The sequence below is a fragment of the Streptomyces viridosporus T7A genome, assembly GCF_008704515.1.
GTDB lineage: Bacteria > Actinomycetota > Actinomycetes > Streptomycetales > Streptomycetaceae > Streptomyces > Streptomyces viridosporus.
The window spans coordinates 5,267,306-5,290,270 of record NZ_CP023700.1 but is presented as its reverse complement, the minus strand read 5'-3'; the positions used below and the strand labels follow the sequence as shown (position 1 = coordinate 5,290,270).

At 72.3% G+C, this 22,965-nt stretch carries 19 protein-coding genes and 1 pseudogene; 4 read left to right on the top strand and 16 right to left on the bottom strand.

What is annotated here, in order from left to right; all coding sequences use genetic code 11:
- Positions 1-20: 20 nt before the first annotated feature.
- The 9 genes and pseudogenes from CP969_RS24610 to CP969_RS24570 form a co-directional block, all read right to left on the bottom strand.
- Positions 21-1,559 carry a sensor histidine kinase gene (locus CP969_RS24610; protein WP_016824798.1) on the bottom strand — a complete coding sequence of 513 codons (1,539 nt, stop codon included), beginning with the start codon at positions 1,557-1,559 and terminating at the stop codon, positions 21-23.
- Between the two features lie 17 nt (positions 1,560-1,576).
- On the bottom strand, positions 1,577-2,464 hold the full coding sequence (locus CP969_RS24605; protein ID WP_016824799.1) for a DUF5936 domain-containing protein: 888 nt from the start codon (positions 2,462-2,464) through the stop codon (positions 1,577-1,579).
- A gap of 30 nt (positions 2,465-2,494) precedes the next feature.
- A complete protein-coding gene (locus tag CP969_RS24600) occupies positions 2,495-3,439 on the bottom strand; it encodes a type II secretion system F family protein (protein ID WP_016824800.1) in 945 nt (314 codons plus the stop codon).
- 11 nt (positions 3,440-3,450) lie between these two features.
- The gene (locus CP969_RS24595; RefSeq protein WP_004983934.1) at positions 3,451-4,788 is read right to left on the bottom strand and encodes a CpaF family protein; all 1,338 of its coding nucleotides are present in this window, start codon (positions 4,786-4,788) and stop codon (positions 3,451-3,453) included.
- Positions 4,789-4,813: 25 nt separating this feature from the next.
- Positions 4,814-5,158: pseudogene (locus CP969_RS33955) on the bottom strand (TadE/TadG family type IV pilus assembly protein); the annotation flags it as partial.
- Between the two features lie 148 nt (positions 5,159-5,306).
- Entirely contained in the window at positions 5,307-5,702 is a 396-nt protein-coding gene (locus CP969_RS24585; protein WP_004983940.1) for a hypothetical protein, read from the bottom strand.
- Positions 5,699-6,952: a CpaE/TadZ family protein gene (locus CP969_RS24580; protein WP_016824804.1), complete on the bottom strand. Its 1,254-nt coding sequence runs from the start codon at positions 6,950-6,952 to the stop codon at positions 5,699-5,701. Before CP969_RS24580 ends, CP969_RS24585 begins: the two co-directional genes overlap by 4 nt.
- A gap of 9 nt (positions 6,953-6,961) precedes the next feature.
- Positions 6,962-7,669, bottom strand: a complete 708-nt coding sequence (gene cpaB, locus CP969_RS24575; RefSeq protein ID WP_016824805.1) for a Flp pilus assembly protein CpaB — start codon at positions 7,667-7,669, stop codon at positions 6,962-6,964.
- Between the two features lie 175 nt (positions 7,670-7,844).
- On the bottom strand, positions 7,845-8,750 hold the full coding sequence (locus CP969_RS24570) for a hypothetical protein (RefSeq protein WP_004983946.1): 906 nt from the start codon (positions 8,748-8,750) through the stop codon (positions 7,845-7,847).
- 458 nt (positions 8,751-9,208) lie between these two features.
- Here CP969_RS24570 and CP969_RS24565 point away from each other — a divergent pair, with 458 nt between their 5' ends.
- A complete protein-coding gene (locus tag CP969_RS24565; protein WP_016824807.1) occupies positions 9,209-10,909 on the top strand; it encodes a chitinase in 1,701 nt (566 codons plus the stop codon).
- 238 nt (positions 10,910-11,147) lie between these two features.
- Here CP969_RS24565 and CP969_RS24560 read toward each other — a convergent pair whose 3' ends face one another.
- On the bottom strand, positions 11,148-12,473 hold the full coding sequence (locus tag CP969_RS24560; RefSeq protein WP_016824808.1) for an Nramp family divalent metal transporter: 1,326 nt from the start codon (positions 12,471-12,473) through the stop codon (positions 11,148-11,150).
- Positions 12,474-12,677: 204 nt separating this feature from the next.
- Here CP969_RS24560 and CP969_RS24555 point away from each other — a divergent pair, with 204 nt between their 5' ends.
- Positions 12,678-14,015, top strand: a complete 1,338-nt coding sequence (locus CP969_RS24555) for a M14 family metallopeptidase (protein WP_004983953.1) — start codon at positions 12,678-12,680, stop codon at positions 14,013-14,015.
- Between the two features lie 37 nt (positions 14,016-14,052).
- Here the strand turns inward: CP969_RS24555 and CP969_RS24550 are convergent, their stop codons facing one another.
- The 5 genes from CP969_RS24550 to CP969_RS24530 form a co-directional block, all read right to left on the bottom strand.
- Positions 14,053-14,703: a hypothetical protein gene (locus CP969_RS24550; protein ID WP_016824809.1), complete on the bottom strand. Its 651-nt coding sequence runs from the start codon at positions 14,701-14,703 to the stop codon at positions 14,053-14,055.
- Positions 14,704-14,797: 94 nt separating this feature from the next.
- Positions 14,798-16,285 carry a GntP family permease gene (locus CP969_RS24545; protein ID WP_016824810.1) on the bottom strand — a complete coding sequence of 496 codons (1,488 nt, stop codon included), beginning with the start codon at positions 16,283-16,285 and terminating at the stop codon, positions 14,798-14,800.
- Between the two features lie 147 nt (positions 16,286-16,432).
- Entirely contained in the window at positions 16,433-16,843 is a 411-nt protein-coding gene (locus tag CP969_RS24540) for a RidA family protein (protein ID WP_004983961.1), read from the bottom strand.
- Complete coding sequence (locus CP969_RS24535; protein ID WP_004983963.1) at positions 16,840-17,604, bottom strand: IclR family transcriptional regulator; 765 nt, start codon at positions 17,602-17,604, stop codon at positions 16,840-16,842. Before CP969_RS24535 ends, CP969_RS24540 begins: the two co-directional genes overlap by 4 nt.
- Entirely contained in the window at positions 17,601-18,713 is a 1,113-nt protein-coding gene (locus CP969_RS24530) for a sugar kinase (RefSeq protein WP_016824811.1), read from the bottom strand. Before CP969_RS24530 ends, CP969_RS24535 begins: the two co-directional genes overlap by 4 nt.
- A gap of 135 nt (positions 18,714-18,848) precedes the next feature.
- On the opposite strand from CP969_RS24530, the gene CP969_RS24525 reads away from it, so the two are divergent.
- Together CP969_RS24525 and CP969_RS24520 are read left to right on the top strand one after the other, a co-directional pair.
- Positions 18,849-20,132 carry an amino acid deaminase gene (locus tag CP969_RS24525; protein ID WP_016824812.1) on the top strand — a complete coding sequence of 428 codons (1,284 nt, stop codon included), beginning with the start codon at positions 18,849-18,851 and terminating at the stop codon, positions 20,130-20,132.
- A 10-nt stretch (positions 20,133-20,142) separates the two neighbouring features.
- A complete protein-coding gene (locus tag CP969_RS24520) occupies positions 20,143-21,753 on the top strand; it encodes an N-acyl-D-amino-acid deacylase family protein (RefSeq protein WP_016824813.1) in 1,611 nt (536 codons plus the stop codon).
- Between the two features lie 28 nt (positions 21,754-21,781).
- Here CP969_RS24520 and CP969_RS24515 read toward each other — a convergent pair whose 3' ends face one another.
- Positions 21,782-22,714, bottom strand: a complete 933-nt coding sequence (locus CP969_RS24515) for a S1 family peptidase (RefSeq protein WP_016824814.1) — start codon at positions 22,712-22,714, stop codon at positions 21,782-21,784.
- Positions 22,715-22,965 lie beyond the last annotated feature (251 nt).

The following is a 22,965-nucleotide window of genomic DNA, read 5'->3' as shown; positions in this document are numbered from 1 at the left end:
GGGGGACGCGTACGGCTTGCTCATGGGGTCGCCTCCGGGGGACCGGGTGCCGTGACGGCCGCCAGGGGGAGTTCCAGCCGGACCTCCGTGCCCCGGGTGTGCGAGCCGCGGCCGATGCGGATGCGGGCGCCGACGGAGGCCGCCCGTTCGACCATGCCGAGCAGGCCGAAGTGGCCGGCGCGGCGGAGTTGTTCGAGGTTCGTGCCGGGCGGGAGGCCGCGGCCGTCGTCGTGGACGCTGATGCGGAGCAGGCCGCCGTGGACGCCCGCGCACACGTCGACCCGGGTCGGCCCGGCGTGCCGGTGGGCGTTCTCCATGGCTTCCGAGGCGATGGTGAGGAGCTGGCGGGCCACCGCCGGGGGGACGGGAGGGACCGCGTGGTCGCCGGTCGGGCGGTAGGCCGCCGGCAGGCCGGTGCGGGCGCTGAAGTCGCGGGTGCGGGCCGCCAGCTCGACCAGGACGTCCGTGCCCTGCGCCGGGTCCGATGCGCGGCGCAGGTCGGCGAGGAGTTCGCGGGATTCCGCCGCCGCGCGGCGGGCCGAGCGGGCGACGAGTTCCGCCTGTTGCTTCACCAGGGCGGGGTCCAGGTGCGGGGCGCCCGCCGTGCCCGCCAGGCCGTCCGCCGCCAGGGCGACTCCGTGCAGGGTCTTCGCCACCGAGTCGTGCATCTCCCGGGCCAGACGGGCGCGTTCCGCGCTGACCGCCTCGGTGACGGCCAGGCGGGCCTGGACCGCCGTCAGGACCTGGGTCGCCGCGCCGAAGCGGAGCATCAGGTTGCGCAGGCTGGAGCCGACCGCGCCCGCGACCACGCAGAGGCCGGGCAGGAGCAGCGTCTGGGCCAGTCCCTCGTGCGGGTCCTCCAGGGTCGCGTAGACCAGCAGCAGGATCAGGCCCTGGAGGGAGGCGAAGACGGCCGCGCCCCGCCAGCCGTAGACCAGGCCCGCCAGGAGCGGGGTGCAGACGCTGACGTAGGCGAGGGTGGTGTCCGGGCCCGCGGAGACCAGGAGCAGGGCGCCGAAGAGGGTGTCCACGGCGAGGAGCGTGGGATGGCGCAGGAGGAGGGGGCCGAAGCGTTCCCAGTCCCGGAAGAGGACGTAGGACGCCATGAAGGTGACCACGACCGCGCTGCCGACCAGGCGGGTGCCCCAGCCCGGGCTCGCGTTGAGGAGCGCCGCGGGGGCGGCGATCGCGATCATCGCCAGCCGGAAGCCGAACGCCTGCCGGCACAGCGCCTGCAGGGCGTTGATCTGGATGTCGACGTCCGGTGCGGGTGCGTGGGGGGTGTTCCGGCCTTCGGCCGGGGTGCCGTCCCCTGCCGCACCACCCGTGCGGCTCTCGCCGTCGGGGGCGGGCGGCCCCTGCGGGGGCCGGGCGCCGCCGGCCGCCTCCCAGCCCGGCGGCAGCACCGGCGTCGCCGACGTCACCGGGATGTCCGTCGCGCCCGTCCGGACGTGGGCGGGGAGGACCGTGCCCGCCGGTGGGGTGGTGATCTCGGGCGTCCTGGGGCGTCGGCGGAGCAGCCCCGCGCGGTCCCCCGTGCGTTCCCCGGTCGTCGTCATGGCGCCCTGCCCCCGTCCTACTCGCCCGTGATCGAGCCGAAGTCGGTGCCGGAGCCGAGGATCAGGCTGGCGCCGAGGAGGATCATCGTGGCCGGGACCATGAACGTGGTGATCATCATGGTGGCCTTGGGGACCGCGCGGGCGGCCTTGCGGCGGGCGTTCTGGGCGTCCGTGCGGCGCATGTCCTTGGCCAGGGACACCAGGGTGTCGACGATCGGGGCGCCGAGCTCCTCGCCCTGCTGGAGCGCCGTGACGAACATGGCGACCTGCTCCGAGTCGTTCCTGCGCCGGAGTTCCGCGAAGGCCTGGCGGCGGCTCATGCCCAGGTCCATCTGGCGCAGGGTGATGCGCAGCTCGTCCGCCCACGGGCCCTCGTACTTCGACGCCACGCGGTCCAGGGCCTGGCGGAAGCCGAGTCCCGCGCTCACCACGACCGCCAGCACGTCCAGGAAGTCCGGCAGCGTCCGCTCGATCACGTCCTTGCGGATGCGGATCGCCGACCAGATGCCGACCTCCGTCCAGAACGCCCCGAAGGCGAGCAGCAGCAGCGCCACGAAGAGCTGGCCGCGCAGGAGGAAGACCAGGAAGCCGACGCCGCCGAGGGCGCCGTAGACCGCGCGGCGGGCGGCGTAGCGGTCGAGGGTGAGGCCGCCGGGGTTGCCCGCCAGGTCGATCTTGCGGCGGTACTTGGCGACCTGCTTGGGGCCCATGAGGCGCAGCACGGCGGGGGCGTAGCGCATGCCGAGGCGGTCGACCAGGGAGTCGACCGCGCCGGTGCGGGTGGCGCCGACCTCCAGGGCGAGGGCGAGGTCGCCGGGGAGCTTGGCCTCGGCCCGGTACATGCGGATGCCGGCGAAGAAGCCCCAGACGCCGAGGCCCGTCAGCAGGGCGAGCAGAAGTCCCATGGTCCCTTCCTCCTCTGCCGTTCCGGCTGCTCAGACGTCGATGCGGGACAGGCGGCGGATGAGGACGAAGCCGACGGCGTAGAGGCCGAAGGCGATGATCACCGCGGCCTGGCCGACCGGGGAGCCGGTCATGCGCTCCAGGGCGCCGTCCTTCACCCCGTTCATCAGGAAGAGCGAGCCGACGCCCAGGACGGGGACGGCGTACGAGGTCATGCTCACCTGGGAGAGCTGGGTGCGGACCTCACGCCGGGTCTCCTTGCGCTCCTCCAGGGTCTCCGTCAGGTTGCGCAGGGCGCTCACCACCTGGCCGCCCGCACGGTTGGACAGGACCAGCGTGGTGACCAGGACGACCAGTTCCCGGGAGGGGAGGCGGTCGGCGAGTTCGCCCAGCGCGTCGTCCATCGAGGCGCCCACCGCCAGTTGGTTGGCCACCTTGGACAGTTCCTCGCCCGCCGGGGCCTCCAGTTCCTCCGCGGCCATGCCGATGGCCGTGCGGAGCGCCAGCCCGGCCTGGGTGGCGTTGGCCAGGATGCGGGCCAGTTCGGGGAGTTGGTTGATGAACTTCTCGATGCGTTTCTGGCGCTGCCAGTTGAGGAACTGCAGGGCCGCCCAGATGCCGAGCAGTCCGGCGATCGGGCCGAAGAAGGGGGCGAGGGTCGCCTGGCCGACGAGCCAGAGACCGGCGACCGCGGCGAGCATGGCGGCGAAGAACTCCCCCGGGGTGACGTCCAGGCCGGTGGCCGCCAGGCGCAGCTCCAGTTTCCTGCCGAACGTGGTGCGGCGCAGTCGGCGGTCCAGGGTGGGGAAGTGGCGCCGGCGCCCGACGATCGGGATCTGCCCGGTGGCCGTCAGCCGGTCCACCAGCGCCTGCCGCTGTGCCCTGCCGGTGGCGTAGGAGTGCACGCCGACGACCGCGAGGACGCAGGTCAGCAGTGCGATGCCGGTGGTCAGCGTGATCAGGTTCTGCAGATCCATGGGGACGGTTCCTACCTGGCTTCTCGGGTGGCGAGCTGGTCGGCGGACTGGGCGATGCCGAAGGCCTGGGGAATGGGCTGGCTCGCCATGTAGAGGCGGTCGGCGGTGCGGCGCGGGAGCGGGTGGTACGCGAAGGCGCCGTGGACGCGGCCGTCGGCGGCCATCGGCTGTGCCTGGAAGCGGGCGACCGTGGCCAGCCGGTACGGCTCGCCGCCGTGGCTCTCCAGCAGGGCGATCTCGGTGATGCGGCGGGCGCCGTCGGCGAAGCGGGTGAGCTGGACGATCACGTCGACGGCGCTGTTGATCTGGTCGTGCAGCGCGGCGAAGGGGATCTCGACGTCGGACATGGAGGCGAGGGTCTGCAGGCGCATCAGCGCGTCCTCGGCGCTGTTGGCGTGGACGGTGGCGAGGGAGCCGTCGTGGCCGGTCGACATCGCCTGGAGCATGTCCAGCGACTCGCCGCCGCGGACCTCACCGACGACGATGCGGTCGGGGCGCATGCGCAGGGAGTTGCGCACCAGGTCGCGGATGGTGACCCGGCCCTTGCCCTCGACGTTCGGCGGGCGGGACTCCAGGCGGACGACGTGCGGCTGCTGGAGCTGGAGTTCGGCGGAGTCCTCGATGGTGATGATGCGTTCGCCCTCGGGGATCAGGCCGGAGAGGGCGTTGAGCAGGGTCGTCTTCCCGGTGCCCGTCGCGCCCGAGACGATGACGTTGAACCGCGCCTGCACCAGCCCGGCCAGCAGGTACAGCATGGGCTCGTCGAGCGAGCCGAGGCCGATGAGTTCGTGGAGGGTGAAGGAGCGGGGGAAGCGGCGGATGGTGAGGGTGGCGCCGGTCAGGGACAGCGGCGGGATGATGACGTTGACGCGCTCGCCGGAGGGCAGGCGGGCGTCGACCATCGGGTTGGACTCGTCCACGCGGCGGTTGACGGTGGAGACGATGCGCTCGATCGTCTGCATGAGCTGGTCGTGGGAGGCGAACCGCATCGGAAGCTGCTCCACCCGGCCGCCGCGCTCCACGAAGATCGCGTCGGGGCCGTTCACCATGATCTCGGTGATGGAGGCGTCCTCCAGCAACGGTTCCAGGATGCCGAGGCCCAGTGCCTCGTCGACGACCCGGCGGATCAGCTGGGAGCGCTCCACGGTCGACAGGACCGGGCCCTCGCGGCTGATGATGTGGCCGAGGACGCGTTCCAGCCTGGCCCGGCGCTCGGCGGCGGCCAGCGAGCTCATCTCCGCGAGGTCGATCTCCTCGAGGAGCTTGGCGCGGTAGGAGGCGACCAGGTGGCCGTCCTCGCCCCGGCCACCCGTCTCCTCGGGGGAGTTGATGCGTGCCCGCAGGCTCATGGGTCCGGTGCTCCTCGTTCCTCGGTCAGTGGTCGAGCGGCATCGTGGCGGTCTTCCGGGCGGGGCCGAAGTCCCAGCCCGGCACGATCGAGGGGATGTCGACCGTGGCGGTGACGGTGACCTCGTCGCCTCCTTCCGCCGCTCCGCAGGAGGTGCCTCCGGCCAGCCAGTCGCTGACGGCGGCGGCGCAGGCCGGTCCGACTCCCCGGTCGAGCGAGGCGCTGCGCGCCCCGGCGCGGGCCGCGGTGCCGGCCTGCTGGGCGGTGTAGGCGATCAGCCCGAGCTGGACGGCCGCCATGGCGACGATGATCAGGACCGGGATGAAGCCCAGGTACTCGAGGGCGGCCTGCCCGCGGTCCCGGCACCCACGGTCCCGGCACCCGCGGTCCCGGCGTTCCTGGACGTGGGACCCACGGTCACGAGGCCCACGGTCATGGGGTCCACGGTCGCGGGGTTCACGGCCATGGGACTCACGGTCACGGGGCTCATGGTCACGGGGCTCATGGTCATGAAACATGTCAGTCCACCTCCTCCACCGCGCCGGCCCTGCCCTTCACCTCGAAGGGGAAGTTCGCCGTGCCCGGGAAGAGGACGGGCACGTTCAGCCGCACCTCGGCCGTGACGTAGCCGCCCGCCGTCGAGCAGTTCACCGTCGCGGCCCCCTCCCACGCGTCGGGCAGCTTGTCCAGCCCGGCCTCCCGGCAGGCGCCCTGGCGGGCCCCCGGCGTCGCCGCCGTGCCCGCCCGCACCGCCTCGTCCGCAGCATTCCCCGCGAGCGTGAACGTGTATCCCACCAGCACGAGTTGCCACAGCACCACCAGCGTCACGAGGATCGTCGGTGTCATGCCGAGGAACTCGATGGTGACCTGGCCCCGGTCACGGTCGCGTGCAGACAATGCGGCCCGCATCCTCATCCCCCTCCGTCCCTGCGCCGTCGGAAGCTCACCGATCCCCAGTCACCGCGCAGCCGGCCCGCCTTGTGGGCGCCCTCGGCGGCCTTGACCAGGCCGAGTTCGCCGGCCAGGCCCCACAGGGCCTGCTTGACCGCGCTCTTGCTCTCCAGTTCGTGGACGCGGCCCGCGTCCACGACTCCCTGCAGTTCCTTGAAACCGGCCGGTACCGCGGTCGCCGCGACCGCCGTGCCGGTGATCCGCTGGATGAGCGGGGGCTGGATCTCCGTGGCCCGGGTGTGGCGGTTGACCACCACCGTGGTCTCCTCCGCCTTGCGGATCTGCAGCCGGTCCCACATCCGCACCGTCCGCTTGGCGCCCCGTACGGCGATCACGTCCGGGGTGGTGACCAGCAGGGCCGTGTCGGCCATCTCGACCGCCGCCGCGCCGGCCCCGGAGAGCTGGGCGCCGCAGTCGATGACGACGACCTCGTAGCGGGAGCGCAGGGTGCTGACGATCTGGCGGGCGGCGCGGTCGGTGACGTCCTCGCCGCGTTCGCCCTCGGCGGGAGCGAGCAGCAGCGCGAGGCCGGTGTCGTGCCGGAAGACCGCGTCGGCCAGGACGCGCGGGGAGATGTCGGTGATCGCGGCGAGGTCGACGACGGACCGGCGGAACTGGACGTCCAGGTAGGAGGCGATGTCACCGGTCTGGAGGTCCATGTCGACGAGGGCGGTGGCGCGTCCGGACGCCTGGGCGGCGAGGGCGAGTTGCACGGCCGTCAGGGTGGCGCCCACCCCGCCCTTGGCCCCGCTGACCGTGACGACCGTGCCGCCGGCACCGGTGAAGACGTCGCTGCCCGCACCGAGGTGGCGGCGCACCCCGGCCGACCACTGGGCGACGGCCTGGACGCGGCTGGCGAGCTCCTCGTAGCTCAGCGGCAGGGCGACCAGTCCGCGGGCGCCGTAGTCCATGGCGGCCTGGAAGAGGCCGGGGCTCGCGTCGGAGGTGACGAGGATGACGCCGACGGCCGGGAAGCGCAGGGCGACCTCGCGGATCAGCTCCAGGGCGGGGACGGGGCCGATCCGCTCGTGCACGACCACGACCTCGGGCAGCTCGTCGACGGACTCGGCGGCCAGGCGCGTGAGGGTGTCCACGAGCTGGGTGGAGTCGGCCACCGGGGCCACCGGCTCGGCGTCCGGGAGCTGGCTGAGCAGTGTGGTGAGGGACCGGACCGCGTCCGCGTCGCCGACTGCCGGGAGGATCCTCGTGGGCATGCGGGCCTCTCACTTGTCCTTCGCGAGTTCGTACGTCCGCTGCGAGTCGGGGACGCTGGTGTCGCCGCCGGGCGCCACCAGCGCGAGGCGGACCCGCTGGGCGAACGACTCGGCGTAGGTGATGCGCTGCGCGTCGATGGTGGACAGCGCGAAGGTGATCGGGACGGCGTCGGTGGGCCGGCGGCCGCGGTCCTCCTCGTCGGGTTCGAGGGCGGTGAGCCGGCCCACGTCCAGGACCTTGGCGTTCGTCACGATGATCTTGGACTGGGCGGCGGCGCCCTCGCGCTCTCCCTCGAAGGTGGCGTAGACGTTGACCGTCGAGCCCGGCGTGATCTTGCCGGCGACGCCGGTCGCCGCGTCGATCATGATGGCGACCTCCTGCTGTCCCGGCTGCAGGGCGGGCTGGTCCACGACCATGTCGCTCTGCAGCAGGGAGCCCTCGCGCAGGGTGGTCACGGCGATCTTGCCCCGGATCTCGCGCAGATCGGTGACCGCGTTCTCGGACAGCCACCGCTCGGGCATCTTGATCTTCTCGAACTGGCCCGCGCTGAGGGCGCTGTAGGGCGCCACGTTCGTTTTCAGCCGGTACGCGGTGACCTCGGGGCCCACCTTGGACTTCACGTCGTTGATGACGGACAGCACGCCGGCGAACGCGCCGAGGGCGCACAGGACCGACAGGAGCAGGAGTATCACGCCGCGGCGCTGACGGGAGTTCATGAACCGTGCAACCTCATCGGGGGATCGGTCGAGCGGGATCGGGCGGGCGGGGCCAGGGGCGGTGAGCGGTGGGCCGAACGGGTCGAGCGGGACGCGCGGGCCGGGCGGCGCGGGCGGGCCGGGACGGGGAGCCCGGGGCGGCCGGAGTCCCCCGGAGCGCCCCGTGGGTCAGGACTCACCCGACGGCCGCGCGGTTCTCGGGCCGCGGCCGGTGCGGGTTCTCCTGGCCGGGCGGCGTGGCCGAACAGAACACGCACCGGTCGCCGATGACGTCGATGCCGCACCAGTGGCAGGTGGTGCGGCGTACGGACGTGACCAGCTGGTAGAGGACGGAGAGGTCGGGCAGGTAGGTGCAGAACTCGATCAGTCTGCCGGTCCCCCACCAGCCCGGGGATTCGGCCGGAAGCGGTGCCTCGCGCAGCCCCTGGACCTTCCAGGACGGCGCCAGGGTGCCGGTGACCCAGTCGGACTGGAGCTGGCCCTTGGCGACCAGCATCCAGGTGCCGAACTCCGGTCCGTCGAGCGCGGTGTCGGGGCCGAGGCGGACGAGTTGGGGCTGCGGGTGGGCGAGGACGGCGAACTGGCTCCCGGGCATCCAGGACTTGGCGTGCTGCTTGAGGTTCACCGGGACGCGGTCGAGGCGGGCGACCGAGCCCAGCAGCGCCCCGGCGTGGAGGTAGTGGACCAGCAGGCGTCCGGCCGAGGCGAGGACGCCGGGGGTGAGGTCGCAGGAGGCCAGCTGCCGCAACTGGCGGGCCAGGACGGCGATGCCGAGCGGGGGGAGGTCGGGGCGGAAGAGCGCGATCCGGTCACTCTCCAGCAGGGAGCGCAGGGTGTGCAGCCGCCGCCGGACGGCGGTGGGGGTGGCCTGCGAGCAGACCACGATGACGTGGCCGTACTGCTCGATCAGCATCTGGAGGTCGGCCAGCACCTGCCCGAGCGGGCGGGTGTCGACGTCCCGCAGCACCACGGCGGGCAGGGTCCGTTCGTCCTGTGGCGGCAGCGCCATGTCGGCGCTGGTCACGGCAATGGCGGTTGGCACAGCGCAGCTCCCCGTTCTCCCCATGCCCCGTCGGCCCATCGGGCGTTACCCCGGTGCACCCAGGTGACTTCACTGCGTGACTACCTCAGCACTGTATCCACGGGTCTGTGACCGGAGAACAGCGTTTGGGCAGCCGAACGGGAACTCCTGTGGCACAAGACGCTCCATAACGGGACAGGTTGAGCATCTCGTCGGTCTCGATCCGGGCCCGGAGGTGTGAGTCCCGCGCATCGCCTTGACGCTCGACCCCGCCCCGCGGCGCCACCGGGTGAAGGAGACCGGGAAGCGGGCGACGGGAAGCGAGGGCAGGGAGCCGGAACCGGCAAGTGGAAGCCGGGGAGCGGGAGTCGGCGGCGATCGATATCGGACCGGTGTCGGTCCGGACCATTGACAAGAGGATTGGTCTGGACCACCTTGTACGTCCAACGGTGGCCACCGTCGCTTCCCCTCTGCTTCTCCTCCCTTTCTCCTCCCCATCTCCCCCACCGGAGGCCCCAGTGGACCGCGTACCGGGTACGCCCCGACGCAGCAGACGCATCTGGGCCGGAGCCCTCGTCTCCGCCCTCGCCCTCACCTTCGCCGGCGCGGGCCAGGCGTCCGCCGCGGACGTCAACAACGCCAGGAACGCCGGTTTCGAGGCGGGCCTGAGCGACTGGACCTGTTCGGCGAACAGCGGGACGACCGTCTCCTCCCCCGTGCACGGCGGTACGGCCGCGCTCAAGGCGACGCCGTCCGGGCAGGACAACGCCCGCTGCAGCCAGACCGTCAAGGTGAAGCCCGGCTCCACGTACCGGCTGAGCGCCTGGGTGCAGGGCGGCTACGCCTACCTGGGCGTGACCGGCACCGGCACGACGGACGTCTCCACCTGGACCCCGGACTCCACCGGCTGGAAGCAGCTCTCCACGAGCTTCACCACCGGCTCCTCCACCACCTCCGTGACGGTCTACACCCACGGCTGGTACGGCCAGGCCGCCTACTACGCGGACGACCTGTCGGTGTTCGGTCCCGACGGGGGCGGCGGCGGTGACCAGGAGCCCACGGTCCCGGGCACGCCGGGCGGTCTCGGCGTCTCCGGCACGACGTCCTCGTCGGTCTCCCTGGCGTGGAACCCGGTGTCCGGGGCGACGGGGTACACCGTCTACCGCGACGGCACGAAGGTGACGGCCGTGTCGGGCACGTCGGCCACGGTGACCGGACTGGCGGCCTCCACCTCGTACTCCTTCCAGGTCGCCGCGACCAACGCGGCGGGAGAGTCGCCGAAGTCGGCGGCGGTGACGGCCCGGACGAAGGAGAACAGCGGCGGGGGCGACGGCCTGCCCCGGCACGCGGTGACCGGTTACTGGCAGAACTTCAACAACGGCGCGGCGGTGCAGCGGATCTCCGACGTCTCCGCCCAGTACGACATCATCGCGGTCTCCTTCGCGGACGCGACCGGCACGCCCGGAGCGGTCACCTTCAACCTGGACACCGCCGGGCTGAACGGCTACACCGTCGACCAGTTCAAGGCGGACGTCCGGGCCAAGCAGGCGGCCGGGAAGAAGGTCATCATCTCGGTCGGCGGCGAGAAGGGCACCGTGTCGGTGAACGACTCCGCCTCGGCGACGGCCTTCGCGAACTCCGTGTACGCGCTGATGCAGGAGTACGGCTTCGACGGCGTCGACATCGACCTGGAGAACGGCCTCAACGCGACCTACATGACGCAGGCGCTGCGGGCGCTGTCCGCGAAGGCGGGCCCCTCGATGATCCTGACCATGGCCCCGCAGACCATCGACATGCAGTCGACGTCCAACTCCTACTTCCGGACCGCGCTGAACGTGAAGGACATCCTCACGGTCGTCAACATGCAGTACTACAACAGTGGTTCCATGCTGGGCTGCGACGGCAAGGTCTACAGCCAGGGCTCGGTGGACTTCCTGACCGCGCTGGCCTGCATCCAGCTGGAGGGCGGTCTCGACCCGTCCCAGGTCGGCCTGGGCCTGCCGGCCTCGACCCGCGGCGCGGGCAGCGGCTACGTCTCCCCGACCGTGGTGAACAACGCCCTGGACTGCCTGACGCGGGGCACCCACTGCGGCACCTTCAAGCCGTCGAAGACGTACCCGGACCTGCGGGGCGCGATGACCTGGTCCACCAACTGGGACGCGACGGCGGGCAACGCCTGGTCCAACGCGGTGGGCCCGCACGTCCACGCGCTGCCGTAGCCCCCGGACCACCCGGCACCGCCCCTGTCCACGACGCCGTGGGCAGGGGCGGTGGCGTCGTCACCGGGCGCTTCCGGCACGCCTCTCGCGCAGGAGGACGGCCGCGGTGACCGGCGTCATGCGACGAGGGCCGGCCCGCGGCCCGGGGAAGGTCCGCCAGGGCTCCGGCCGCGTCGTCCCGTGCGACGGGAGCCGGGGGAACGTCGTCCCGCTCCGGTGCATCACGATCACCGGGACGTCAGAAGAACTCCGACCACGGCTGGTCCCAGATCTGCTTGACGCACAGGACCAGGAACAGCAGGCCCGCCAGGGCCAGCATGACGTTGCTGAGGATGCCGTTGCGCCAGTCGCGGGGGGTGCGGTCGGAGTTGAGGAGCCGGATCAGGGTGAGGGCGAGGAAGGGCATGAAGGCGGCGCCCAGGACGCCGTAGACGATGACCAGGCGGAAGGGCTGGCCCGCGAAGAGCAGGATCATGGGCGGGAAGGTCAGCCACAGCAGGTAGGCGCGGAACGGCCAGGACTTCTCCCGCGCGCCGGAGGCGATCTCCTCGCCCCTGGAGGGGGCCGCCCGCTTCCGTCCCCGCGTCACGAAGTCGGTGAACATCAGGCTGACGCCGTGCCAGACGCCGATCAGCGAGGTGAAGGAGGTGGCGAAGAAGCCGATCAGGAAGAACGTGGCCGTCGCCGTGCCGTACTCCTCCTCCAGGATGTCGCCGAGCTGCACCAGGCCCCGGTCGCCGCCGGCGAGGGCGATGTTCGCGGAGTGGAGGAGTTCGGCGCCGACGACGAGCATGGCGATCACGAAGACGCCGGTGGTGAGGTAGGCGACGCGGTTGTCCAGCCGCATGACCTTCATCCACCCGGTGTTCGTCCAGCCCTTGGCGTTGACCCAGTAGCCGTAGGCGGCGAGCGTGATGGTGCCGCCCACGCCGCCGATCAGGCCGAGGGTGTTGAGGATCGAGTCCTTCTCGTCGGGCAGCACGGGGAGCAGTCCGGCGAAGGCGTCGCCGAGGTTCGGGACGACGCGGACCGCCAGGTAGACGGTGACCACGAACATGACGCCCACCAGGACCGTCATGACCTTCTCGAAGACCGCGTACTGGTTGAACCAGACGAAGACCAGGCCCACCAGGGCGCAGGCGATGCCCCACCATTCGAGGTCCATCACGCCCGGGAAGAGCGCCTGGAGCGGCAGGGCGCTGGACGACATCGCCGCCGCGCCGTAGACGAAGCCCCAGACGACGACGTAGACGCCGAAGAAGTACGTCGTCCAGCGGCCGAGGCTCGCCCAGCCGTCGAACAGCGTGCGGCCGGTGGCCAGGTGCCAGCGGCCGGCCGCCTCGGCGAGGGAGATCTTCACCAGGCAGCCGACGATCGCCGCCCACAGGAGGGTGTAGCCGAAGTTGCTGCCCGCGATGAGGGTGGCGACCAGGTCGCCGGCGCCCACGCCGGTCGCGGCGACGACGATGCCGGGGCCGATGTACTTCCAACTGGACTTGCGGGGTCGGGAGCCGGGTGCGAGGGGTGCTCCGGTGTCCTGGGTGTTGCCCGTGGTGTCCGTCATGGGGTCAAGAAAGCGGACGGGCACCGGCCGGACAAGGAGGCGTGCGGGGATCTTCACGGGATGCACCGGATCGAGGAGGATGCGGGGGCGTGCCCGGGCGCCCCATCGGGACGCCTTCTTGACCTGATCATGTCATGCACTGACCATGACGGCACCGCACCACGCACGTCGCCTGAACAACCCCACCTCCTACAAGGAGACTTCATGCGACTCCGCACACGCGGCAGACGGTACGCCGCGCTCGCCGCCCTCCTCGCCCTCGCCCTCGCCGCACCCCTGTCCGCGACGGCGACCGACGCCACCGCAGACAGCGCGGCCCCGCCGGCCCCCTCGGCCGACGACATCCGCCAGTACGAGATCCACCGGCACACGACTCCCGTCACCCGCACGGCGATCCAGCGGTCCGGGGTCACCGTGGACGAGGCCGACGAGGAGACCGTCGTCGTCTCCGGACGCGCGGACCAGATCCGTACGCTGCGGCAACAGGGCTACGACGTCACGCCGTTGGGCGCCGCTCCCGACCGCTCGTCCGCCGCCGACGGACTGCGCCTGTTCGACTTCCCCTCGGCCGACTCCCGCTACCACAACTACGCCGAGATGAACGCGGAGATCGACCAGCGGCTGGCGGCGTACCCGGGCATCATGAGCAAGCGGGTGATCGGGAAGTCCTACCAGGGCCGGGACATCGTCGCCATCAAGGTCAGCGACAACGTGGCCACGGACGAGAACGAGCCGGAGGTCCTGTTCACCCACCACCAGCACGCCCGCGAGCACCTGACCGTGGAGATGGCGCTGTACCTGCTGCGCGAGCTCGGCGCGGGGTACGGCAGCGACTCCCGGATCACCAACCTGGTCAACAACCGGGAGATCTGGATCGTCCCGGACCTCAACCCGGACGGCGGCGAGTACGACATCGCCACCGGCTCCTACCGCTCGTGGCGCAAGAACCGCCAGCCCAACTCCGGTTCGTCGTACGTCGGGACCGACCTGAACCGCAACTGGAACTACCGCTGGGGCTGCTGCGGCGGCTCCTCGGGCTCCACGTCCTCCGAGACCTACCGGGGTTCCGCCCCGGAGTCCGCGCCCGAGGTGAAGGTCGTCGCCGACTTCGTGCGCAGCCGGGTCGTCGGCGGGGTGCAGCAGATCAAGGCCGGCATCGACTTCCACACCTACAGCGAGCTGGTGCTGTGGCCGTTCGGCTACACCTACTCCGACACCACGACCGGGATGACGGCCGACGACAACGCCGCGTTCCAGGCGGTCGGCCGGAAGATGGCCGCGAGCAACGGCTACACGCCCCAGCAGTCCAGCGACCTGTACATCACCGACGGGTCGATCGACGACTACCTGTGGGGCACCCACAAGATCTTCGGCTACACCTTCGAGATGTACCCGAGGTCGTCCTCGGGCGGCGGTTTCTACCCGCCCGACGAGGTCATCGAGCGGGAGACCTCCCGCAACCGGGACGCGGTGCTCCAACTGCTGGAGAACGCGGACTGCATGTACCGCTCCATCGGCAAGGAGGCGCAGTACTGCCGTTAGCCGGCACCCGGCCGGCGGCCGGGGCCGCCGGGGCACGCTACTTGGCGTCGTCCCCGGCGGCCTCGGCGGCCTTGACGGCCTCGGCGGTCTTGCCAGCGTCGCCGTCGGCTCCGGTGGCGCCGTCGGCCTTCGTGCCGTCGGCGGCCTCCGTCTCCTCCGCGGGCTCGTCGCCGCCGCCGTCACCGCCGTCGTCGAAGTACGCGTCCAGGACCGCGTCCAACTCGGTGTCCCACTCCTCGAACCGGCTCCTGGACGGCGCCTCGACCTCGAGGAAGTACCAACGGCGGTCGGGGGTGTGGACGGTGACCGTCCAGCGCTTGCCGAAGCGGGCGGTCTCCGTCTCCACCGCGCCGATCTCGTCCCAGCGGAAGTCGCACTCCTGGTCGTCCAGGCGCAGGCGCACACCGCGGTGGTCGGCGACGATCCGGGCACGCCGGTCGGACGCCTCGAAGACGGGGCCGTCGGGGGCCGCCCCCTCCTCGGGAGCGGTCTCCTCCCCGGCCTCCGTCCCGGGCACCGCGTCCTCCGGTTCCGGGGCGGCGCCCGCCGGCTCCTCCGCCTTCGGTTTCGCGTCCTCCTCCCGGTCGGACGGGCCGGACGCGGGTGCGGTGAGCCCGGGGATGAAGGCCGGGTCGAACCCGGCGCCTTCCAGGGGCTGGCTGCTCGAACCTATGCGCTGCTGCTCCACAGCGGGCAGTATGGTCGACAAACCTGTGCCGGACCCAGTCGGCCCTCAACTTCGTTATCAGACGCCTACACGGGCACCCCGGCTCAGCCGAAGCTCACACGAAGAGGCTGAGCACCGCCGCGACCACGAATCCGGCCACCGACAGCACGCTCTCCAGCACCGTCCAGGTCTTCAGCGTGTCCCGCTCGCTGATGCCGAAGTACTTGGCGACCATCCAGAACCCGCCGTCGTTGACGTGCGAGGCGAAGATGGAGCCGGCCGAGATGGCCATGATGACGAGCGCGACGAACGCCTGCGAGTGGTCGCCCCCGGCGAGCAGCGGGGCCACGATGCCCGCCGTGGTCACGATCGCCACCGTCGCCGAGCCCTGCGCGACCCGCAGCACCACGGAGATCAGGTAGGAGAGGACGATCACCGGCAGGCCGACGTCGTTGAAGGTGTCCGAGAGCGCCTGGGCGACTCCGCTGGCCTTGAGGACCGCGCCGAAGACCCCGCCCGCGCCGACCACCAGCAGGATGTTGCCGACCGGCTTCAGCGAGGACGTCGAGACGGTCTCCAGGGACTTGCGGGACCAGCCGCGCCGGATGCCCAGCAGGTAGTACGCGAGGAACAGGGCGAGGGTGAGGGCCACGAAGGGGTGGCCGAAGAACTCGATCACCGAGCGGAGGGTGGACGGGTCCAGGGCGATCGAGGAGAAGGTCGCGGCGAGGATCAGGACCAGCGGCGTGCCGATGATGCCGAGGACCGTGCCGAGCGGGACCGGCGTCTCGCGCGGCTCGACCCCGGACGCCCGCTGCTCGGCGACGACGGCCTGCTTGGCCTCCTCGGCCGCCTCGACCATGTCCTGCGGTACGGCGACGAAGATCCGCTTGCCGATCCAGGCGGAGTAGGCCCACGCGGCCACGACGGCCGGGATGCCGCAGACGACGCCCATGAGGATGACCCAGCCGAGGTCGACGCGCAGCAGTCCGGCGGCGGCCACCGGGCCGGGGTGCGGGGGCAGGAAGGCGTGGGTGACCGAGAGGCCGGCGAGCAGCGGCAGGCAGTAGAGCAGGATCGACTTGCCGGAGCGCTTGGCGGCGGCGTACACGATCGGCGCGAGGACGAAGATGCCGACGTCGAAGAAGACCGGGATGCCGAAGATGAGGCCGGTCAGGCCCATGGCGAGCGGGGCGCGCTGCTCGCCGAACAGGCCGAGCAGCCGGCCCGCCAGCACCTGTGCGCCGCCGCTCACCTCGAGGATCGCGCCGAGCATGGTGCCCAGGCCGATGATGATCGCGACATGGCCGAGGATGCCGCCCATGCCCGACTCGATGGTGGACACGGCGTCCGAGCGCTGGACCGTGCCGAAGAGTTCGGTGACCGACAGGCCCGCGAGCAGGCCGACGGCTATGGAGACGCCGAGGAGGGCGACGAACGGCTGGAGCCGGACCTTGATGATCAGGAAGAGGAGGAGCGCGATACCGAGCGCGGCGACGGTCAGCAGGCCCGCCGTGCCGTCGACGAGGAGGAGCAGACCGCCGGTGTGCGGTGGTGCCTCCGCGGACGCGGAGGCGGCGAGGGGAAGGGACGGGTGGAGCATGTCGGGGGTCCTCTGCGTGAGGGCACGGCGCTTTCGGGCAGGGGGGATCGCGGCACGGCGTGCGGGGAAGGGGGAAGGGGGAAGGGGGGAAGCGTGGGGGGAGGAGCGGAGAGGAGGGAAGGGGAGGGGAGGCGGCCGGCGGGGGTGTCAGCCGAGGACGGCCAGCGCGTCGATCTCGATGAGGAGGCCGGCGGGGAGACCGACGTAGACGGTGGTGCGCGCGGCGGGCGGCTGGGTGAGGCCCTGCTCCTCGAAGTAGGCGTTGTAGATCTCGTTCATCTCGGCGAAGTGGTCCACGTCGGTGAGGTAGACGCGGATCATCATCACGTCGTCCCAGCTCGCGCCGCCCTCCTCGAGGATCGCCTTGACGTTGGCGAGGGTCTGGAGGGTCTGCTCGCGCAGGGTGGGACCGGCGGGCGTCGGGGGCTCGCCCTCCTGTGCGGGCAGGAAGCCGACCTGACCGGCGACCTGGAGGATGTTGCCCTTGCGCACCCCGTGCGAGAACTTCGCGGGCGGGGTGGTGTGGGTCTTCGGGGTGAGCGCGATCTTCTCGGTCATGCGGGGGTGTCCTTCACTGGAGTTCTGCCGGAGTACTCGCTGCTGATCGCGTCCGCCGTACGGCGCACCAGCGGGAGCAGCGTGAGGAGTTCGTCGGCGGTGACGACGACGTTCGGCGCGGAGACCGACATCGCGGCGACCACCCGGCCGTCGGCGCCGCGGACGGGTGCCGCGACGCAGTTGATGGACTCCTCGTGGCCGCCGAGGTCGGTGGCCCAGCCCTGTTCGCGGACCTTCTCCAACTCGCGCAGGAACGCAGCCGGATGGGGGGTCGAACGGGACGTGTACATGGGGTAGTCGAGCTTCTCCGCGAGGGCGCGGCGCTCGTGCTCGGGCAGGTCCGCCAGGAGCAGCTTGGCCACGGCCGCGACGGTGATGGCGACGGGCTTGCCGATCCGCGAGTACATGCGCACCGGGTAGCGGCTCTCCACCTTGTCGATGTAGAGGACCTCGTTCTCCTCGTACACGGCGAGGTGGACGGTGTGGCCGCAGCTCTCGTTGAGGCGGACGAGGTGGGGGTGGGCGATCTCGCGGACGTCGAGGTTCTCCATCGCCTCCTGGGCGAGGGCGAAGAGGCGGGCGCCGAGCCGGTAGCGCTGGTCGGACTGGCGGTAGACCAGGCCGTGCTCGTGCAGGGTGCGCAGCAGGCGCAGGGCCGTGGACTTGTGCACGCCGAGGCGGTCGGCGACCTGTCCGAGGTCGGCGGGGCCCTCGGCGAGCAGCGGCAGGATGCTCAGCGCGCGGTCGACGGTCTGGCTCATGGGGTGCGTACCTCCTCCTCGGCCCGGTCCGCGTCGCCGTTCCCGTCCCCGGGCGCGTCCGCGGTGTCGGTCTGGGTCCAACCGGGGCCGAGACGCAGTCTCCCCCACGCGGTGTCGTCCAGGGCGGCCAGCCGGTCGATCCGGTCGCGGGCGGGGGGTGCGGCGAGGTCGCCGGGGACGGTGAGCGCGGCGGCGGCCACGAGGTGGCCGTGGCGCAGCCGGTCGCGTACGGGCAGCCCGCGCAGGGTGGCGGAGAGGAACCCGGCGGCGAAGGCGTCCCCGGCGCCGACCGCGGCGACGACCTCGACGTCCAGGGCGGGGACGAAGGTCGCGGTGCCGCCCGTGTCCTCGCGCGGGAGGCCGTCGGTGTCCTTGGCGAAGGCGACCGCTCCGCCCTTGCCCTGCTTGACGACCACGATCCCCGGTTCGGGCAGCGCCTCCCGTACGGCGCGGGCGTCGTGCAGCCCCCAGGCCTCGCGGGCCTCGTCGTCGCCGACGAAGACGAGGTCGGCCCCCCGGGCCAGTTCCAGCAGCACCTCGGGGCCGCGGGCGTCGCGCCACAGGCCCGGCCGGTGGTTGACGTCGAAGGAGACGAGCGGGCGGCCGGGGCGGGGGGCGGTGAGCTCCCGCATCAGGTCCAGGCAGCCGGGGGAGAGCGCGGCCGTGATGCCGGACAGGTGCAGGACGCGTCCGGCGCGCACCGCCTCCAGGTCGACGTCGGCGGCGGTCATCGCGGAGGCCGCGGAGCCCGCCCGGTAGTAGGCGACCTCGTGGGCGTCGGTGGCCCGGTCGCCGGCCGTGCGGAAGTAGACGCCGGTGGGGCGGTCCGGGTCGCGGCGGACGTACGACACGTCGACGCCGTATCCGCCGATCGCCTCGAGGAGGTGGTCGCCGAAGCCGTCGGCGCCGACCCTGCTGACCCAACGCGCCGAGTGGCCGGCGGCGGCGAGCACGCACGCGGTGTTGGACTCCGCGCCGCCGATGCCGCGGTCGAAGGAGGGGACGTCGGCGAGGCGGCCCGGCCGGGAGGGCAGGAACGTCACCATGGACTCGCCGAGCGCGACGACGTCCACGACGCCGGGGGCGTTGCAGGGTCCGGTGGCGATCACGATGGCGCGGCTCCTCGTCGGCTGCGGGGGAGGCGGTGTCCGTTGACCCCGCGTGGCCGAGATGTTAGACAGCGGTAAGCGATATACGCAATGGCCGTTGCGATAAGTGCAACGCACCTGATCAGGGAGGCTCTGATGGTCCTCGACCCCGGATCCGAGGCACGCGCGCAGCTCACCGCGGAACGCGTCGACCACCGCTTCAAGGGCCTCCCGCCGGACGCCGAGGGGCTGACCGTCGGCGAGCTGGCCGCCCAGCGCCGCAACCTCTTCACCGACGGCTTCACCACCCCCGTGCTCGCGCTCTGCGCCGAGCGCCTGGAGCACAACCTGAGGCTGATGGAGACCTACACGGCCCGGCACGGCCTGGCCTTCGCCCCGCACGGCAAGACCTCCATGGCCCCGCAGCTCTTCCACCGCCAGATCGAGCGCGGGGCGTGGGGCATCACCCTCGCCGTCCCGCACCAGGTGCGGGTGGCGCGGGCGTTCGGCATCCGGCGGATCTTCCTCGCCAACGAGCTGGTGGACGCGGCGGCCCTGCGCTGGGTCGCCGCGCAGCTGGACGCCGACCCGGAGTTCCGGTTCGTCTGCTACGTCGACTCCGTGCGCGGGGTGGAGCTGATGGACGCGGCGCTGACCGCGAGCAACGCCTCCCGCCCGGTGGACGTGGTCGTGGAGCTCGCCGCCGGGGAGGGTGCCCGCACGGGGGTGCGCACGGAGGCGGAGTGCGCCGCCGTCGCCGACGCCGTGGCGGACGCGCGCGGGCTGCGGCTGGCCGGGGTCGCCGGGTACGAGGGCGAGGTGCCGCGGGCGGATCCGGAGCGGGTGCGCGCGTGGCTGCGGCGCCTGGTGGCGCTGGCGGTGGACTTCGACAAGGCGGGGCGGTTCGCGGGACTGGACGGGATCGTGGTGAGCGCGGGCGGCAGCGCCTGGTTCGACGCGGTGGCCGACGTCTTCGCGGAGATTCCCGAACTGTCGGCGCCGGTGCTGAAGTTGCTGCGCTCGGGCGCGTACGTCTCGCACGACGACGGCCACTACCGCGAGCTGACGCCCTTCAACCGGGTGCCCGAGGAGGGCGCGCTGGAACCGGCGTTCCGCCTGTGGGCCCAGGTGGTGTCCCGCCCCTCCCCCGACCAGGCCTTCGTCAACGCGGGCAAGCGGGACGCGGCCTACGACCTCGATCTGCCGTTCGCCCAGGTGGTCCGCCGGGACGGCGCCGAGCGCCCGGCCACCGGGATCTCGGTGACCGCCCTGTCCGACCAGCACGCCTGGCTGCGCACCACCGGGGAGGCCGACCTGGAGGTCGGCGACTGGGTGGGGCTGGGGCTGTCCCACCCGTGCACGTCCTTCGACAAATGGACGCTCATCCCCGTGGCGGAGGCGGACGGCACGGTGGTCGACTACATCCGTACGTTCTTCTAGGAGGCGGCACATGGAAGAGCTCGTCATCCGGGACGCGGACGTCGTGGACGGCTCCGGCGACGACGCGTACCGCGCGGACGTGGTCGTGGACGGCGGCCGGATCGTCGGAATCGTGAAGGAGGCGGCGGCCGCGGGCTGCCAGCGCCCGAAGGCCCGCCGTGAGCTGGACGCCGAGGGGCTGGTCCTCTCCCCCGGCTTCATCGACATGCACGCCCACAGCGACCTGGCGCTGCTGCGCGACCCCGACCACAGCGCCAAGGCCGCGCAGGGCGTCACGCTCGAGGTCCTGGGCCAGGACGGCCTGTCGTACGCGCCGGTCGACGACCGCACGCTCGGCGAGGTGCGCCGGGCGATCGCCGGCTGGAACGGGTCGGGCGACGACGTCGACTTCGACTGGCGGTCGGTCGGCGAGTACCTGGACCGGCTGGACGGGGGCATCGCCGTCAACGCCGCGTACCTGATCCCGCAGGGCACGGTCCGCGCGCTCGTGGTCGGCTGGGAGGACCGGGAGCCGACGCCCCGGGAGCTGGACCGGATGCGGCAGGTGGTCGCGGAGGGCATGGAGCAGGGCGCGGTCGGCATGTCGTCGGGGCTGACGTACACGCCCGGCATGTACGCCCGGCGGGCCGAACTCACCGAGCTGTGCCGGGTGGTGGCCGAGTACGGCGGCTACTACTGCCCGCACCACCGCTCCTACGGCGCGGGCGCGCTCCAGGCGTACGAGGAGGTGGTGGCGCTCACCCGGGAGGCGGGCTGCGCGCTGCACCTGGCGCACGCGACGATGAACTTCGGGGTGAACAAGGGCAGGGCGCCCGAGCTGCTGGCGCTGCTGGACGAGGCACTGGACGCCGGCGCCGACATCAGCCTCGACACCTACCCGTACACGCCCGGCTGCACCACGCTCGTGGCGCTGCTGCCGAGCTGGGCGAGCGAGGGCGGCCCGGAGGAGACCCTGCGGCGGCTCGCGGACGAGGAGACCGCCGAGCGGATCCGCCACCACCTGGAGGTCACCGGCTCGGACGGCTGCCACGGCGTGCCCGTGGAGTGGGAGACCATCGAGATCTCGGGGGTCGGCGACCCGGCGCTGGGCGCGCACGTGGGCCGCACGGTCCTCGAGTCGGCGCGGGCGCGCGGCGAGAGCCCCTGGACGGTCGCCCGTGAGCTGCTGCTGAAGGACCGGCTGGCGCCGACGATCCTCCAGCACGTCGGCCACGAGGAGAACGTGCGGGCGATCATGCGGCACCGCACGCACACCGGCGGCTCGGACGGCATCCTGCAGGGCGCCAAGCCGCACCCGCGCGCGTACGGCACGTTCCCGCACTACCTCGGGCACTTCGTCCGGGAGGCGGGGGTGCTGTCGCTGGAGGAGTGCGTGGCGCACCTGACCTCGCGCCCGGCCGCCCGGCTGCGGCTGCCGGACCGGGGGCTGGTCCGCGAGGGGTACAAGGCCGACCTGGTCCTCTTCGACCCCCGGACGGTGGCCGCGGGCTCCACCTTCGACAGCCCCCGCACGCTCCCGACGGGCATCCCGTACGTGCTGGTCGACGGGCGGTTCGTGATCGAGGACGGACGGCGCACGGACGAGCTGGCGGGGCGGGCGGTCCGCCGGACTCCCCGGTGACCGCCCGCCGCCGCCCGCGCCGGGCGTCCTACGGCCTGGGCAGGACGCAGCCGCTCGCGTTCAGGTCGAGCCTGTTGTCCGCGCCGAAGCAGGCCGGGAACCAGTAGGTCTGCTGGGCGTAGTTGATGCCTCGGCGGACCGTCACGGTGCCGTTCTGGTCCACCTCGCACGGGTTGTTGAGCGTGCAGCGCCCGCCGTCCTCGTTGCCGGTGTTGTTGACGGCGACCACCTTGCCGGTGGCGCCGTCGACGACCGGGGAGCCGGAGGTGCCGCCGATGGTGTCGCACGCGGGGGTGTAACGGACCGAGTCCTTCCAGGTCCAGTCGCCCTCCTTCATCCGGTACACGAACCCGTCGACGGAGCAGTTGTAGATCCGCTTCCAGTAGCCGGAGACCACGCTGATGGCGGTGCCGGCCGCCGGGCGCGTGTCGGACAGCGTCAGCGCGTCGATGCCGTACGCGCTCTTGATCTGCGCGTACGTGGTGCCGAGCCGGTAGACCGCCGCGTCCGTGTCGGTCATGGTCGCGTACACGAGCCGGTTGGCGCGCAGGGTGGCGACCCGGGAGCCGGAGGAGTTGAGCAGCCCGAAGCTGCGACTGGACGCCCGGTCCACGAGGACCTGGCCGGGCGCGGGGAAGCCGCTCTCCAGGCAGTGGCCGTTGGTGAGCACCAGCGCCGGGTCGTCGGCCTGCGAGCCGGGCATGCGGACGACGGAGCCGGAGCAGTTGCTGAGCGAGACGGTGCCGGCGAAGCTCACCGCGGCGGCCTTCGGCGCGGTGAGACCGGACAGCGTCCGCGCCGCGGGCCCGACCACGCCGTCGACGACGTCCGCCACCGTGGTCGGGCCCGGGCCCGTGGTCGTGTCCGCGCCCGTGGGGGAAGGCCCGGCGGCGACCGCGGGAGCCGCGCCGGCCCCGGCCAGTGCCAGGGCGCACAGCGCGACGACGAGAGGTTGTCTCATGTGGGGGTCCCCTCTTGCGACGTCGGGCGGCCGGGATCCGGACATCCGGGAACCGGGTAGTCCGGGAATCCTTCGGCCGCCCACAGAATTGTCATGCGCATTCTCATCACGGGGACGACGAGGGGGCAAGAACGCCTTTCCGGCCGGCCACCCTCCCGGGGCGGCGCCCGGACCAGGATGGCCCGCGCCGATGGAGGCGGGGGGCCCGACGCGGGGAGGGTCGGTGCGAAGGTCGTGGAGACGGCGGCCGG